The 15,793-nt window shown below is 38.5% G+C and carries 15 protein-coding genes; 1 reads left to right on the top strand and 14 read right to left on the bottom strand.

Annotation, left to right across the window (positions count from 1 at the left end; translation table 11 throughout):
• Positions 1 to 20: 20 nt before the first annotated feature.
• The 14 genes from P162_RS11190 to P162_RS11130 all read right to left on the bottom strand — a co-directional run bounded on the left by P162_RS11190 (position 21) and on the right by P162_RS11130 (position 14,291).
• The gene (locus P162_RS11190) at positions 21 to 548 is read right to left on the bottom strand and encodes a YceI family protein (RefSeq protein ID WP_241077759.1); all 528 of its coding nucleotides are present in this window, start codon (positions 546 to 548) and stop codon (positions 21 to 23) included.
• Between the two features lie 13 nt (positions 549 to 561).
• Positions 562 to 2,088 (bottom strand): FMN-binding glutamate synthase family protein, encoded by a 1,527-nt coding sequence (locus tag P162_RS11185; RefSeq protein WP_028376592.1) that lies wholly within the window; start codon positions 2,086 to 2,088, stop codon positions 562 to 564.
• 9 nt (positions 2,089 to 2,097) lie between these two features.
• Entirely contained in the window at positions 2,098 to 2,772 is a 675-nt protein-coding gene (locus P162_RS11180; protein ID WP_013073630.1) for a DUF2231 domain-containing protein, read from the bottom strand.
• A 16-nt stretch (positions 2,773 to 2,788) separates the two neighbouring features.
• Complete coding sequence (locus P162_RS17715; protein WP_008610782.1) at positions 2,789 to 2,926, bottom strand: hypothetical protein; 138 nt, start codon at positions 2,924 to 2,926, stop codon at positions 2,789 to 2,791.
• A gap of 410 nt (positions 2,927 to 3,336) precedes the next feature.
• Positions 3,337 to 3,768: a hypothetical protein gene (locus P162_RS11175; protein WP_008610780.1), complete on the bottom strand. Its 432-nt coding sequence runs from the start codon at positions 3,766 to 3,768 to the stop codon at positions 3,337 to 3,339.
• A gap of 56 nt (positions 3,769 to 3,824) precedes the next feature.
• Positions 3,825 to 4,385 carry a DUF3347 domain-containing protein gene (locus P162_RS11170; RefSeq protein ID WP_008610779.1) on the bottom strand — a complete coding sequence of 187 codons (561 nt, stop codon included), beginning with the start codon at positions 4,383 to 4,385 and terminating at the stop codon, positions 3,825 to 3,827.
• Between the two features lie 23 nt (positions 4,386 to 4,408).
• Positions 4,409 to 4,861, bottom strand: a complete 453-nt coding sequence (locus P162_RS11165) for a heme-binding domain-containing protein (protein WP_013073632.1) — start codon at positions 4,859 to 4,861, stop codon at positions 4,409 to 4,411.
• Positions 4,862 to 5,449, bottom strand: coding sequence for a DUF3347 domain-containing protein (locus P162_RS11160; RefSeq protein WP_013073633.1), 588 nt, complete (start codon positions 5,447 to 5,449; stop codon positions 4,862 to 4,864).
• Positions 5,450 to 5,568: 119 nt separating this feature from the next.
• Positions 5,569 to 5,763 carry an SHOCT domain-containing protein gene (locus P162_RS11155; RefSeq protein ID WP_013073634.1) on the bottom strand — a complete coding sequence of 65 codons (195 nt, stop codon included), beginning with the start codon at positions 5,761 to 5,763 and terminating at the stop codon, positions 5,569 to 5,571.
• Between the two features lie 18 nt (positions 5,764 to 5,781).
• Positions 5,782 to 8,169: a multicopper oxidase domain-containing protein gene (locus P162_RS11150; protein ID WP_031427478.1), complete on the bottom strand. Its 2,388-nt coding sequence runs from the start codon at positions 8,167 to 8,169 to the stop codon at positions 5,782 to 5,784.
• A 64-nt stretch (positions 8,170 to 8,233) separates the two neighbouring features.
• Complete coding sequence (locus P162_RS11145) at positions 8,234 to 8,800, bottom strand: helix-turn-helix domain-containing protein (RefSeq protein ID WP_008610774.1); 567 nt, start codon at positions 8,798 to 8,800, stop codon at positions 8,234 to 8,236.
• A gap of 4 nt (positions 8,801 to 8,804) precedes the next feature.
• Entirely contained in the window at positions 8,805 to 10,022 is a 1,218-nt protein-coding gene (locus tag P162_RS11140) for a TolC family protein (RefSeq protein WP_013073636.1), read from the bottom strand.
• On the bottom strand, positions 10,019 to 13,771 hold the full coding sequence (locus P162_RS11135) for an efflux RND transporter permease subunit (protein WP_031427477.1): 3,753 nt from the start codon (positions 13,769 to 13,771) through the stop codon (positions 10,019 to 10,021). The genes P162_RS11140 and P162_RS11135 overlap by 4 nt, the downstream gene beginning before the upstream one ends.
• 103 nt (positions 13,772 to 13,874) lie before the next feature.
• Complete coding sequence (locus tag P162_RS11130) at positions 13,875 to 14,291, bottom strand: HYC_CC_PP family protein (RefSeq protein ID WP_013073638.1); 417 nt, start codon at positions 14,289 to 14,291, stop codon at positions 13,875 to 13,877.
• 248 nt (positions 14,292 to 14,539) lie between these two features.
• On the opposite strand from P162_RS11130, the gene P162_RS11125 reads away from it, so the two are divergent.
• Positions 14,540 to 15,760 carry a DUF4856 domain-containing protein gene (locus P162_RS11125; RefSeq protein WP_031427476.1) on the top strand — a complete coding sequence of 407 codons (1,221 nt, stop codon included), beginning with the start codon at positions 14,540 to 14,542 and terminating at the stop codon, positions 15,758 to 15,760.
• Positions 15,761 to 15,793: the final 33 nt, after the last annotated feature.

Genomic DNA, 15,793 nt, shown 5'->3' with positions numbered 1-15,793 from the left:
ATTTAATTCAACAATCTATTTTATTTCTTCGTAAGTATTGCATCCACACTCAAGTCGTGCTTGTCATTAACTTTTATAAATACCAAACTTGGGCGTTCCAAATTATAATCGGTAATCAATAAAGACCAAGAAGCTGTTAATTGAATTGTATCTTCTGAAACAAGTTTCAACTCAATAGGAATGGTTATTTCCCGAGTAACTCCGGCAAGGGTGAAATCTCCCTTTGCGTTGAGCGTTTGTGTCGCTTTTTCTTCAAAATTAAAATCGTCCATAAATTTTCCTTCAAAAACAACATTGGGTTTTTTTTCCGCTTTTACCAGATCATACATATGTCCATCCCGTTTTTCATTATCTGTCTTTATGGATTTTACAGGAACCGAAAAGGTCAACGTGCCGTCCTTAAAACCTATGGTGCCCTGTAAATCATCAGATTTGCCGATATAGGAATTAAGTGGCATTTTTGCCTTAAAGGATGCGGTTCCTTCCTTTACTATATAATTTTGGGCCTTTATAGATACATTGCTTGAAAACAACAGTATTATTAACAAATAAATTAAGTTTTTACCCATTACTTTTTATTTTTCGACCATTCAATCCATTTGAGTATAACTCTTGATATGTCTTGGTCTCATTCTCATTGATTCGGCGGACAATATACTTTTTGTCGATACCCTTTCTATTTTCAATACCCATTGATTTTAGCAGTTCCTTAAAACCTTCGATGGTATTTTTATGATAGTTGGCAACTTTGGTTTTTTTATCTTTTACAACAATGGATGCAACTCGGGAAGGCACCATTGTGGTAATTCCCGTAGGGCAGGTATCCAAATTGCATTTTAGCGATTGCACACAGCCCAAGGCAAACATCATCCCTCTTGCGCTATAACAGGCATCTGCGCCGAGCGCCATCATTCTATAGATATCAAAAGCGGATATAATTTTACCAGCTGCCATTACTTTAATTTCATCTCGCAACCCATACTTTTTAAGAATGCCGTTTGCGAAATGGATGGCTTCAATTATTGGCATACCGGCCCAATGTAAGGATTCCATATGGGCAGCACCAGAGCCACCTTCGGCACCGTCAATGGCTATAAAGTCTGGGCAATTTTGCTTTTCGGCAAAGGTTTGAACCATTCTTTCAAACTCATCTTGTTGACCAATGCACAGCTTTATTCCCACAGGTTTTCCTTTAGAGAGTTTTCTCAATTTTCTAATGAAGCGTAGCATTTCAACGTCATTGTCGAATGCCGAATGAAAGGCTGGGGAATGAATTTCCGTTCCCTGCTCCACATCCCTGAATTTGGCAATTTCCTTTGTGTTCTTCTTTGCCGGCAAAATTGCCCCAAAGCCAGGTTTGGCACCTTGCGATATTTTTATTTCAATCATTTTCACTACATCGTTGGTTGCGATATCGGCGAATTTTTTGGCGTCAAAATTTCCTTCTGCATCACGACATCCAAAATAGCCTGTTCCAAACTGAAAGATAATATCTGCACCGTATTCTTGATGATAGGGTGTAAAGCCACCTTCGCCGGTGTTTTGAGCAAAACCTGCTATTTTCGCACCACCGTTAAAAGCAAGGGTAGCATTTTTGCTTATGGAACCAAAACTCATTCCCGCAAGGTTGAGAATGCTGGCAGAGTAAGGTTTTAAGCAGTGGGAACTTCCTATAAGAACTCTAAAGTCGTCATTGATTTGTTTTGCAGGATATGTGGAATGGGTAAACCACTCGCGCCCCACTTTGTCATACGGAATCTGTGTTCCAAAAGGTTGATTTATAAGCGCATCGGCAGCTCTTTTATAGACAATTTCCTTTTGAATTAAAGTAAAGGGTTGCCCTTCGGTACGGTTGAGCAATAATGTTTCCTGAATAACGTGGCGTTGCTCCTCAAGAAGATTTGTGATTCTACCAAGCAAAGGGTAGGTTCTCCTAATATTATTTGATTCTTGAAAATAGTCCACAAGACCGAGAACGAGTAAAGGAAGGATAATCAATCCAATCCACCACAAATGGGGATGCCAAAATACCATAACGATATATGCAGCAACTAAAAATATAGCGGTTATAATAAATCCTTTTCTCATTTTTCAGTATTAATGTGAATGTTCATCACTTTCTCCGTGACCTTCTTCGTTTTCGTTACCAAGATATTTCCCCTGTGGGCCAACTCCTTCAATATGCACGAGCTGTGAACCATAGTGTCCTGCCTGTGCTACTGAATATCCTGCAAAAGCCATAACTACAAATACCCCAATTTCAAAACCTCGCTTTAATTTGTACCAGAAGAGGCTTACTATTTTTAATAGGGCTGCCAAAGCACTTGCCCATAAAGTCCAATCTGCATATTTGTCGTGCAGTTCCAAGACCTTTTTTGCGGTTTCTGTAAGTCCTTCGGTATGTGGGTGCACCAGTGTACCTGCTACGTAAGCTCCGATAAATCCGAATCCTACTGTTAGTAAAATGACCCAATCCAGTGTGCGATTTAAAACGAACAGCTGGATGAGCTGTAACAAAACTGCCAATAAAAGCAGTACAATCGGGAAGTGTACAACTAATGGATGCAGATTAGGGAAATCGTCCAAACCGGCTTCAGTATGGTCTTGTGAGACAGAAATTGGACTGCTTGTTTCAAAAATAGAAAGTGATTTCTCATCCTTGATGTCGGTTTTAGTTTCAGAAACAATAAAATTACTATCAGCAAATACCGTCGAAAAACCTCCAAACAAGGCTAACATCAATACGGTGAAAATTATTTTTTTAGATTTCATTTTATATAGTTTTAAATTAATCACCTGTTAATTGCAAGATCAATACACCTATCACAATAATGGCTATAATGGCATAAATGGTATAATTGAACCATTTTTTGAAGCCACTTCTCTTTTGTTTGGTTTCGCTACCGGTTTTACAACAATCTTTCATCTGTTGATATTTATTTATTTTTAATTATCAGATGTAATTGGCCAATCAACATTTCGCTTGTTATCAACTTTTTTGTATGGCTCATTTCATACTATTTTATTTGTGCCTAATTAAGAGAAAGGGCTTCACTAACCAACCAAAAGTATGTGCCCTCTCTCTTATTAGGACTTAAATTTTTGCCTGACCTGGGAAGGAATTAACACTAACCATCAACATTGTTTTCCTTCCCACGACAGGACTTAATGACTACCCAAGATATCCCAGACATCTTATTTACTTCTGTTAACTAATAAACCAGAGCAACAAAAGATGCTTAGGGAAGGGATTACCTATTGAATAGTCTTTTGTATTTTGCCATATTTAAACTTCCTACTACCATATTATCGGTTTCTTACTTTGTTTATTTACACTCAATTATTTCCTTTTGCAATTAGGCTGTCCAATTCCATATACTTTTCTTTCATTAGGCTTAACGCAAAAGCTCCAGCAGAAGCTGTAAAGACTGAAAAGTCTAATGCTCCTTTTATTCCAGTGGAAAATGTCATTGAAAGCGCAAATAGTAGCAGTAAAAATCCACTCCATTTTGCGAACAATTCTGTTTTAAATCCAATTATCAAGAAGAATGCAAAAATAATTTCAGCTGCGGTTGCAATAATTCCGATTGTTGAAATTAATGAGTCCGGAATCCAAGGATTTATCTGTTGTGTGTAGTTAAGAAAATTATCCCAATTCCCCCACACAGAAACATCTTTGTTCCACAATCCAAATCTATCAGCTACTGCCGATAAAAATCCGATTGATATTGCAAGTCGCAAAAAGAGTTTGATTATTTTAGTCCTCATCTTTGATTATTGTTGGTTGCTTAATTCTCTTGATTTTGGTCAAAAGGATTACAACTTTACTGAATTGTCTTTTGAACTTTCCCACATTTAAGCATTTTGCTGCCATAGTAGGGGTTTTTTACTTCATTACTTGTACTTAACCAAGCACTTCCTTTATCGTACATTGGGCAAAATTGTTCATATAACGTGCTTTTTGTACCCGTAATAGCTACCATATCAGTAATATCCTTACTTAACGTTTTAAAGTGCTCGCGTTGGTGGTCTATCGCACTTTCAGAAATATGTTCTGCGTGCTCGGTAGCATCTTCTATGATATCGGCCAGCTCTTTTTGTTGTTCTTTTGAGTAACTACTCTTATCGAATTTTTTAAGAGAGGCTACCAATTTAGAACCTGATTGTGCCGCTTTCTTGGTGTCATCGCCTACCAAAGCATCTTTCAACATAAAATAATCGGCAAGAACCGTTTCTGCCGCTGGATTCATTTTGTCCATTTTCATTTTACTATGATCCATTTCCATTTCACCGTGCTTGTGGTTCATTTTTTCTTTTTCCTGGGCGTTGGTAAAAGAAACTGCTAACAATAGCATTACTGCTATACTCATTTTTAAATTTTTCATTTTTATTATTTTTAAATTATTGTTTATAAACTATCTTTTAATTGTGTGATAAAATTGATTAATTCTTCTGCCTCCGCTTCAGAAAACTTAGCATCTTTATGTATCAAAGTGTAAGAATCCAAAGGCATTTCTCCGCTTTCTATCTGTTTGATAATTGATCGAAGTTTACTTGATTTTCTTCGGCTTGAAAGCGAATCCCATTCGTTAAAATTAAGTTCGGCCTTGCCTTCTTTAATGTGGTCTTCCAAAAACCAAGCAGCGGGTTGAATCTTATTATACCAAGGATATTGCGTATTGTTACTGTGACAATCATAGCAGGATACCTGTAATTTTTTCTGAATAGTTTCAGGAACATTATGTACCAACATAAAATCAGTTTCGGGAACCGTATAACTTTGATTGCGTTCCGTGGGAATAAATTGAATCCCCACAAACCCTACCAGTGCTATTATTGCTATGATTTTTAAAATTTTCATTTAATTGATTTCCTTTTGCATTTCACCACAGGTCAACATTTTACTTCCATAATAAGGATTCTTAACGTCCTTGCTCATACTTAACCAATTACTACCTCCATCATACATTGGGCAGAATAGTTGATACAAGGTGTTTTCTGTACCGGTTATAGCAACCATATCTGTTACATCCTTACTTATGATTTTAAAATGTTCTCGCTGGTGTGCTATATCACTTTCTGAAATATGTTCTGCGTGTTCTGTGGCATCTTCCATAATATCCTTGAGTTCCTGTTGCTCACTATCTGAATAGCTGGATGCATCAAAATTTCCAAAAGTACTTGCAAGCGTTGCTCCCAATTCTTTTGCCTTATCATTGTCATCGCCTACAAGTGCATCTTTCAAGTTGAAATAATCTTTCAGGATTGCTTCTGCTTTTGCGTCTTGGTTGTCACTCATTGCCATATCATCTTTGTCATCCATAGACTCTTGGTACATCTCATTGCTCATAGGTGCAGCTGGTTCATCTTTTTTTCCGTCCTTACAGGATATAGCCGTAAGGGTTAAGGTCATTACTAAAATACCGACGGTCATTTTTAATTTTTTCATTTTAATTTCGATTTTAATAGTTAATATTTGATTTTAATTTATTGTTATACCTGTTTACACAGCTTAATTTTTTTTTACATAGTGCTATGTCTAACAGATTTTTGGATTGCTTCTTTTTTTTATTTCTTTGAGCCTATAGCCTGCTTAATTTCTTCATACTCCTCTTTGGTTATCTCTCCTTTAGCGTACCTTTCATCAAGGACATCCATAGCCTTTGAACTTTTAGTCCGCTTTATTTTCTTTCCTCCTGCATAGATGAAAACACCTAGAATAATAACACCGAAAATGGTTAAGAAATCCCAATTGTAGTCCATCGTTTTATTTTTTAGTCATTAAAATCTTAGTGATAATCCTCCACCTGCACCAAAACGGTTATCATAACTTCCCATCAATGAGAAATTTTTGGATAAAAGATATTCAACACCCGTACTCCAAGTAATCTCTTTTTTGAAATTATCTCCTTGAGGCAGGTCATCTACCCACCCAAAATCTGCTTGGTACTCGTACATCCCAAAAACAATAGTTCTAGGGAAAATGGTAATAGCACGGCTTAAGCTAATCTGCGGGCGTAGCTTACTATCCATCCTCACATCCAACGTAAATAAGTAGGGCGTAAGGTATCGTATCCCTGCTATAGCTGTTGTTGTTATTTCTTCAAGGCTATCCTCCATTTCGTTCTCGACATTTACACCGCCAAAAACGGTTAGATAATCATAGAGGTATCTATCGTAGGCAGCTTCAACCTCCATATTCCTGTTCCAACCATATTCGCCCCTCAAACTGAATTGGTTTCGGATATTTGAAGATATAAGGTTCAAAGTGGTCATATGTGATGCGGCATCTATCATTCCGTAGGAATAGAACTGGTCGGTCTCGTCAATAAGTTTAGATACGGGATATTCCTTCAACCTTGGATCCCTAGGGGTATCATAACTTACAATACGCGCCATACCTCCCATCATATGGTATAGAATATGACAATGGAAAAACCAATCGCCATATTCATCACCATAAAATTCAATGGTAACTTGTTTCATTGGTGGAACATTGACTGTGTGTTTTAAGGGTGAGTATTCCCCATTTTCGTTAATGACCCTAAAAAAATGACCGTGTAGGTGCATTGGGTGGTGCATCATAGTCAGGTTATTGAAGGTAATCCTAGTTACTTCGTCTCCCTTGATTTTTATTTTATCTGCTTCAGATAGAGGAACCCCATTCAAACTCCAGATATAGCGCTGCATATTCCCGGTAAGGTTTAATAGGATATCCGTTACAGGAACATCTGGGTCATAATTGGTCTTCTCCGGCGATTTCAAGTAGTCATAGTTATACTCTGAAAACATATTCATTCCCTGCATTCCATCTGCTTCGTCCATTTTCATATCATCCATTTGAGAGGCCTTTTTCATTTTGGTATCCATTTTTGTGTCCATCCCTGCCATTTTGGAATGGTCCATCTGCATTGAATCCTTTTTCATATCCATTTGCATTTCGTCCATTTTATGCTTCTTCATTTCCATACCCTTCATATTGGACTTGTCCATATTCATTGTACCCATATCCATATCTTTCATTCCTTCCATCTGCATTCCCCATTTTTCTTTCATCTCGTAACGCTCATCTTTGCCTGGTCGGAACTTTAAAGCGGGTGCACCCATTTTCATTTTCATTTTGGCCATTTGTTGCATCATCCCTATTTTATCAGGTTTGGATACATCGGGTGCAGCAACAATAGGTCCTTGGCCTAGGTATGCCGTTGCGGTACCAGAGCCGTCTTGGGCCATAATTTTATATTCCAGTTTGCCGTTCTCCGGTATGGTTACGATAAAATCATAGGTTTCAGCGACCCCTATAAATGTCTTGTTATGCTTAACCGGTACTACATCTTTACCGTCTGCCGAGACAAGCAAAGGGTCAGGGCCGCCAAAGGCCATCCAGAACGAAGTAGAAGCAGAGCCGTCTATAATGCGAAGGCGCACTTTTTCGCCAGGTTTAAACTCGGGGTACTCCACTTTTTCTTCTCCATTAATTAAGAACGCTGGGTAATACACATCTGCCACATCTGCACTTTCCATACGCTGTCTCCAAAAATTTAATTGCGCCCCAAATGCGCCCCTTGCAATTACTTGGTTAAGCGGCGTAGCTGTTCCTTTTCTTATATTGTACCATTCTGTACCTCGCTTTAAAAACCGAAGTACATCCCGCGGTTTTTCGTTGGTCCAGTCAGATAGTACCAAAACCTGCTCTTTATCATACTCCAAGGTTTTTTCTTTGGGCTGTATTACAATTGAGCCGTAAACACCGCTCTGTTCCTGCAACATTGTATGGGAATGGTACCAATAGGTGCCGTTTTGCTTTATTGCGAATTCATATTTTAGTGTTTTACCGGGTTCTATGGGCGGTGTAGAAAGGTAGGGTACCCCATCATAAAAATTGGGCAACAACAAGCCGTGCCAATGGATGGATGTCTCCACGCTCATTTCATTTTTTACATAGATTACTGCGTACTCCCCTTCGGTAAATTCGAGCGTTGGCCCTGGAATACCTCCGTTGACGGTCATCCCTTTTACTTCTTTACCGGCTTTATTAACCATTTCTTCCTTTAGGGTCAACGTGTATTCGTGAACGGGTAGATTATCGACATTACCTTCCACGGACTGTGCAGATGCTGTATAGGTACACAGTAACAAAAGAATAAATGCATAGCTTATTTTTTTCATAAGATTACTTTTTTTAAAATTAATATTGATTATGAGAAGTTTGTGTCATAATTATGGTTGTTATCTACCTTATTTGATCTAAAGGGTTTCTAATACTTTTTTGATTATTCTTATAATTAGTCAGACTCATACCAGTTTCACTTTTAAACAGCCTACTTAAATGATTTACATTACTGTAATCAAGCAGCTGACTTATCTCCGTAAAATTACCCTCTTGTAATTGAATCAGCTCTTTCACTCTTTCTATCTTGAGTTTTATAAAGTATTTTTCTATGGTAATATGCTCCGTAACAGAAAATATTTTACTGATTTTTGAGTACTCAAGGTTTAATTTACTTTCCAAATGCTTGGACAGCGTTTTATTTAATTGAAGTGGTAATTTTTGTAATAATTTAATAAGTTCAATTTTAACTTGCTCTACTAATTGCTGGTCTTGCGCCAGTAAAATTTCGAAACCATTGTTTTCTAAAACATTTTTTATATTTTCAAAATCATCTATAGATTTCTCTTCGTAAATAATAGAACCCAATTCAATATGCTTTAAGTGAATCCCTAATGTTTCAACATCACTCTGGATTGTTTTAATACAGCGATTACACACCATATTTTTTATAAATAATTTCTTTTCCATCCGGTTAGTTGATTAGGTAATTAACAATTGCAGATTGTGTGTAATACTTCTGTATCGATTCCACTTGATTTAACTGAAATTTGAGCTGTAACTCTTGGATATCCAGCACATCATTAAAATCAATGGTGCCCGTTTCATAGTTTTTAATGAGAATTTCTTCAGCATCTTCTGCTTGTTTCAGATTGTTCTCTTGTGTATTATATGCTATTCGTGCTTGGTTGCGTTGCGATATTGCTTTTGCGAAAGCGGATTCCAAAACATTCAATCGTTGTGCTTTTTGAGTCTCGATTTCTTGTTGGCGCAAGTCATTTTGCCTTGAAATAGATTTATACCGATTATTAAAAATGGGAATGGAAACTGAAACCATAGGCATTAGTATATCCTTTCCATTGTCTATTGGATTCATATCCGCTCGCTCGCTCACTGGTAGATAATCAACCCCAAAACCAAACATAGGTAATGCCTCACGCTGGTTGAGCAATTCAGATTGTGCTATAGATTCGTAGAGTTTATCATATTTAAGCAGTTCAGGATTAAGTGATAGTGCATCTCTACCAGATACGGCGTTTTCACTTGGAATTTCCATTAATGTGACCACATCAACCATCATAGTTCCATCACGATTGAGTAGCTTATTGAAGGTGATTTGTTCTGACCCAAATTCCTCTTCGAGCACCTCTTTTTGCTGTTGCAATTCATTTTGACGAATCTGTAATCTCAAAACGTCAACAGAAGATGCCTTGCCTACTTCAACCGATGTAAGGGCAAGACGCTCATAGGTTTCTAATAATTTAATGTTCTTATCGAGCACCCTTTGCTTTGCTTGTATTTCATACAAACGATAATAGGATTGAGCTACAGAAAGTGCCAGTTTTCTTTTGGCAATTATGATTTCCACATATTCAGCTTCAGCCATTGAGGCTGCATAATTTTCTCTTGCCGTTATGGTCCCGAACCAAGGCAACATTTGCTTAAAGCCAATACGTGCTCTCTGCGCCCCAACACGGGTCTCGGGCTCACTGACAAAGTACCCAGCACTCACTTCAGTATTAGGCAGCCAGTTTGCTTCGTTCACTTTTTCTTCGGCGATGTTATAGCGCAGTTCAAAGGCTTGAATCTCGGGGTTGTTAGATTGTGCCTCTTCAATGTATGATTGTAGTTGTTGCGCTTTCGCGAAAGCGGAAACAAACAAAAGACAGGTAATAATTTTTATATTTTTCATTTGTTTGCTCGGTTAAGTTGGTACTCTTTTTTCCAGCTATATAATACTGGTACTAAAAAGTAGGATGTAATATCTATAATCATCCCACCGAAAATGGGGATTGCCATAGGTATCATAATATCGCTTCCTTTTCCCGTAGAAGTAAGTACAGGTAAGAGTGCAAGCACGGTGGTAACAGTAGTCATCAAACACGGACGAATTCGCTTTCCAGCAGCTTCTAATGTGGCAAGTCGGATTCCTTTTTTATCATTGGGATTCTCTCTGTCAAAAGTTTGTGTGAGGTAGGTAGCCATAACTACACCATCATCTGTTGCGATACCAAAAAGCGCAATAAAGCCAACCCAGACAGCAACACTTAGATTGATGGTTTTCATATTGAACAAATCCCGCATATTCTCACCAAAAAAGCTGAAATTGAAGAACCAATCCTGACCGTAAAGCCAAATCATTATAAAGCCACCTGCAAAGGCAACTGCGATTCCTGTAAATACCATCAACGAGGTGGAAACAGAACGGAACTGGAAATACAGAATCAAGAAAATAATAAGCAATGCCAAAGGCACAACTACGGAAAGTGTTTTTTCTGCGCGCAGCTGATTTTCATACGTACCCGTAAAACGGTAATTAATACCTTGTGGCACAATCAAATCACCATTGTCTATTTTTTGTTGAATGAGCGCTTGGGCATTTTCGACCACATCAACTTCGGCAAAACCATCGAGTTTATCAAACAGTACATACCCTATCAAGAAGGTGTCCTCACTTTTTATGACCTGTGGACCTTGTTCATAACGTATGTCTACCAATTCGCTCAGTGGAACCGGACTTCCTTTCTCAACCGGAACATAAATATCTTTTAAATCTTCTGGGTTTGCACGCAACTCACGCGGATAGCGCACTCTTACTCCATACCGCTCACGACCTTCTACCGTTTGAGTAAGCGGCATACCGCCCACAGCTACCTGAAGTACTTCCTGAACATCCATTATGGAAATTCCATAGCGTGCCAATTGGTCTCGTTTTATATCAATTAGTAAATAGGGCTTGCCCACAATACGGTCTGCAAAGACAGCTTGTTCTTTTACACCTTCAGCTTGTTTTAAAATGTCTTCGAGCTGTAGACCAAAAGCTTCTATTGTTTTCAAGTCTGGCCCTTTAACTTTTATACCCATAGGCGCACGCATACCTGTTTGAAGCATTACGAGCCTTGTCTCGATAGGTTGTAGTTTTGGTGCAGAAGTCACCCCTGGAAATTTGGTCACTTTCACAATCTCATTCCAGATATCGTCTGGGCTGTCGATTTCTGGCCGCCAGTTTCGGTAATATTCACCGCTGCCGTCTTCAATTAAATCGTTATGGGTTGCATTTGTTTTTAGTTGCGAGGCCTCATAATTAGCGTCATCATCGATTTCATTATTTGGATTAATAATGAATTTATCATTTTTCAGAACAAATAAACCATCATCGTTTACGCGGTAGCGTTGTCTCTCGCCATTCTTGTTTCGCATATATTCAGACTTATACTGAATCACATTTTCATACATCGAGAGCGGCGCAGGGTCAAGAGCAGATTCTGTTCTACCCGATTTACCTACTACCGTTTCGATTTCAGGAATACTGGCTACGGCCATATCAAGCTGCTGTAACACACGCTTGTTTTCTTCAACACCTGCGTGTGGCAAGGATGTTGGCATTAACAGGAATGAGCCTTCGTTGAGCGATGGCATAAATTCTTTACCCGTGTTGCGCATTATTATGGCCCCTAAAATCAACACTGTGGTCGGAATTATTAAAAACAGTAATCGGTTTTGAAGTGCCCAACGTAATATAGTGTCGTAATATTTTTGGAAAATTGAAAACGCCCCCAGTAATCCGAAACAGATAATCGCAACAAAAATCAAGTTCATTATAATACCGCGGTCAAAACCTAGTGGTCGCCAGTATTCGGCTAGAAGGAAAACAATAGCAATACAAGAAATAACGATATGTATTAGATTGGCTCTTTTTGCCGTGATAATATCGCGTACACTCAAAATTGCAACGATTCCATAGGCAATTAATATAATACCCAACCAATAACCATAGAAGATGGCTGTGATACCAAGGACGATGAGAACAGCATTAATAATATATTTAGCGTGCTCCCTAATAGTACTCTTTTTGAAAAGGAATGCGGCAAATGGTGGTATCAAGAAAAGGGCGATAACCAAAGACGCCGTGAGCGCCATTGTCTTTGTAAATGCGAGTGGACGAAACAACTTTCCTTCAGCACCTATCATAGTGAATACAGGAATAAAACTGATAATGGTTGTTAATACTGCCGTTAAAATTGCACCAGAAACTTCAGCAGTTGCATTGTAGATGATTTCATTTGTGGTGTACTCGATTCCGCTTTCGCGAAAGCGTAATTTTTCATCTTCCAAATGCCGAATCATATTTTCGGCCAGTATAACGCCCACATCCACCATTGTACCTATAGCAATGGCAATCCCTGACAATGCTACAATATTTGCATCTACATCAAAAAGTTTCATTGCAATGAAAACCATTAATACTGCAACGGGTAACAAACCTGAAATTAAGATGGATGCGCGTAGGTTGAACACCATTACGATAATGACCAGAATGGTTATTAAGATTTCAAGCGTGAGTGCTTCATTAAGCGTGTGTAGGGTCTCTTGAATAAGCTGGGTACGGTCGTAAAAGGGGACAATGGTCACTTGTGAGGTGCGGCCATCTGCCAGAACTTTTGTTGGAAGCCCAGATGACAGTTCAGCGATTTGCTCTTTTACATTATTGATAACTTCCATAGGGTTGGCGCCATATCGCGCTACCACAACACCACCAACAACTTCGGCACCTTCTTTATCTAAAATACCACGACGAGTTTGCGGTCCCAAATGAACAGTTGCGATGTCTTTTATTCGGATAGACGTAAAATTCTCTGAAGTGACCACGGCATTTTCAATATCTGCAACGGATTTTACATAGCCCAAACCACGAACCAGATATTCGGCCTGATTGATTTCCAATGTTTGTGCACCAATATCTTGGTTGCTCTGCTTAACGGCTTTGACAATGGCACTTAATCCAATATTGTATTGGCGCATTTTCTCCGGGTCCACATCTACTTGATATTCCTGAACATAACCGCCGATAGACGCTACTTCGGAAACACCACTTGCCGATGACAATCCGTATTTCACATAATAATCCTGTATACTACGCAGTTCCTGTAAATCCCAACCACCGGTTACATTACCATCCTTGTCACGACCTTCTAGGGTGTACCAGAATATTTGTCCTAAACCTGTGGCATCAGGGCCCAAAGCTGGGTTAACGCCATCTGGCAGCAAGTTGGAAGGAAGCGAATTGAGTTTTTCGAGAATGCGACTACGTGACCAGTAAAACTCCACATCTTCTTCAAAAATGATATAGATACTGGAAAACCCAAACATAGAGGAACTACGAATAGTTTTCACGCCTGGAATACCTAGAAGCGAAGTTGTAAGTGGATACGTAATTTGGTCTTCAATATCCTGTGGCGAGCGCCCTTGCCATTTGGTAAAAACAATTTGTTGGTTTTCACCAATATCGGGAATGGCATCCACAGCTACAGGGTCAGTAGGCAAAATACCGGTCTCCCAATTAAAAGGTGCGTTTACAACGCCCCAACCGACGAACAAAGCTAATAGTAAAACAGCTACTAATTTATTTTCTATTAGAAATTTGATGCTTTTATTCAGCATAGAAATGATTATTAAGTAATTATAAATCTTGTTTAAAAGTGACAAACAAGCAGAAATGTCCAAAACAAATTAATGCAGGACTACAGTTCTAATTACTTAAAAATCAAATAAGGAAAGTCTGGTCTAAAACTTGAATATCCCTGACCAAGGGAGGAGGCGTATAATCTCTGTATGAATTTAAATCTTCTTGAGATTCGAAAAATAAGTGTATATAGGTATGGATAAAAGCAGCAACAAATAGTTGTTGGTCTTTATCTAATTTGTCGAACGATGTTTTTAAAGTATCTTGCCCTTCAACAATCACTTGTTCATCACTACAGCAATCTTTTTTAGAAATATCACACTCTGATGACTGCGATTGCTGTTGAACATCCATACCGCAAGTTTGAGCGTGACCAAATAATGAAGAGTCCACAAAAATATCTCCACAATAATGACTATCTACCGTAAATGATACGGTTGACAACAACACTAACAGTGCCATAGAGAATGTTGATATTTTAAAAAAGATTTTCTTCATTAATTTTACAAAAATACAAAATTTCAAGTAAATTTTCTTTATTTAACAAATAATTTTGATTTCATATGCAACATATTCTCCTAAATCTATATGAAAGATTATCTAATTTCTAGAAAAATGCCGAATACAAACCTGTTTTAAATTTATTATTAAGAATTGTTCTAAATAAGTTTGTTTTTTTAAATTTCATTTCTATTTTTGTCGCTGAAATAATCACTTACTTATATTAAGTCTAAATAAATTTAATGATGAAAAAAATGTTTTTTACCGCAATTATAGGAAGCCTTATTTTTGCTTCGTGTTCTTCTGATGATGAGCCGATTACTGAAACCTCAAACATTGAGGTGCCTTCAAACTACACCTTCGAAAGAGATGGACAATCCACAGTGGATTTTAGTGGCCAGACCACCCGAATTTTAATGGCTGAAGAAATCCTTAATTCCTTTACAGATTTCGAAAACACGACTGTGATATCCTTGCAGGCAATGTATGCACATCAGGAAGGGGACCTAGATTTTTCAGACGCTGCCTTAAATGCGTCAGATAAAAACGTACGCAGTAAAACGGCTGCGTCCCAAGATTATTTTAGCGCAAACACCACAGAAGCGGCAGCTATAAGAAACCTATTCGATAGCTATATTTCCGGTCAGGTCAATGAGGTATTCCCTAACAAGGATGTCCTAGCAGTCGCTGGCAGTGCCGGTCAACTTGCCGATGGGACAAAAACCCGGTATGTTAACGCTAAAGGACTTGTGTACAACCAAATGTTTGCAAAAAGCCTTATTGGGGCGCTGATGGCAGATCAGATGCTTAACAACTATCTCAGCATAGCTGTTCTTGATGCTGATAATAAAGTTGCGGACAACGACAATGGGATTACAGAGGATGGAGAGACCTTTACCACGATGGAACATAATTGGGACGAGGCCTATGGATACCTCTACGGAACATCCGTTGATGCAGCCAACCCGAATGTAACCATTGGGGGCGATGATAGTTTTTTGAATGATTATTTGGGCACAGTAAACGCAGACCCGGATTTTTCTACCATTGCTGCCGATATTTTTGATGCATTCAAATTGGGTCGTGCCGCGATAGTGGCAAAAGATTATACAGTACGGGATACCCAGGCTGCCATTATACGTCAAAAAATATCCGAGGTAATTGCCATACGTGCGGTATACTATTTACAACAAGGAAAAAATTTGCTTGCAAACGGTGATTTTGGCGCCGCATTCCAAAACCTTTCTGAGGGTTATGGGTTTGTTTTTAGCTTGCGTTTTACTAGAAACCAGAGTACAGATACTTCCTTCTTTAGCACAAGCGAAGTTGATGGTTTTACATCTGCTCTCTTGGCGGATGGACTCAATGGTTTTTGGGACCTTGAACCTTCAACACTGGACAGTATTACTGAAGCTATTGCCGCTAAATTTGACTTCACGGTCGAGCAAGCTGCCAGCGCAAATTAAATAAAAATTGAATTAGCCACATCAACCGATTTA

The organism is Flavimarina sp. Hel_I_48 (genome assembly GCF_000733945.1).
Classification (GTDB): domain Bacteria; phylum Bacteroidota; class Bacteroidia; order Flavobacteriales; family Flavobacteriaceae; genus Leeuwenhoekiella.
This window is presented reverse-complemented; position numbering and strand designations above follow the sequence as displayed.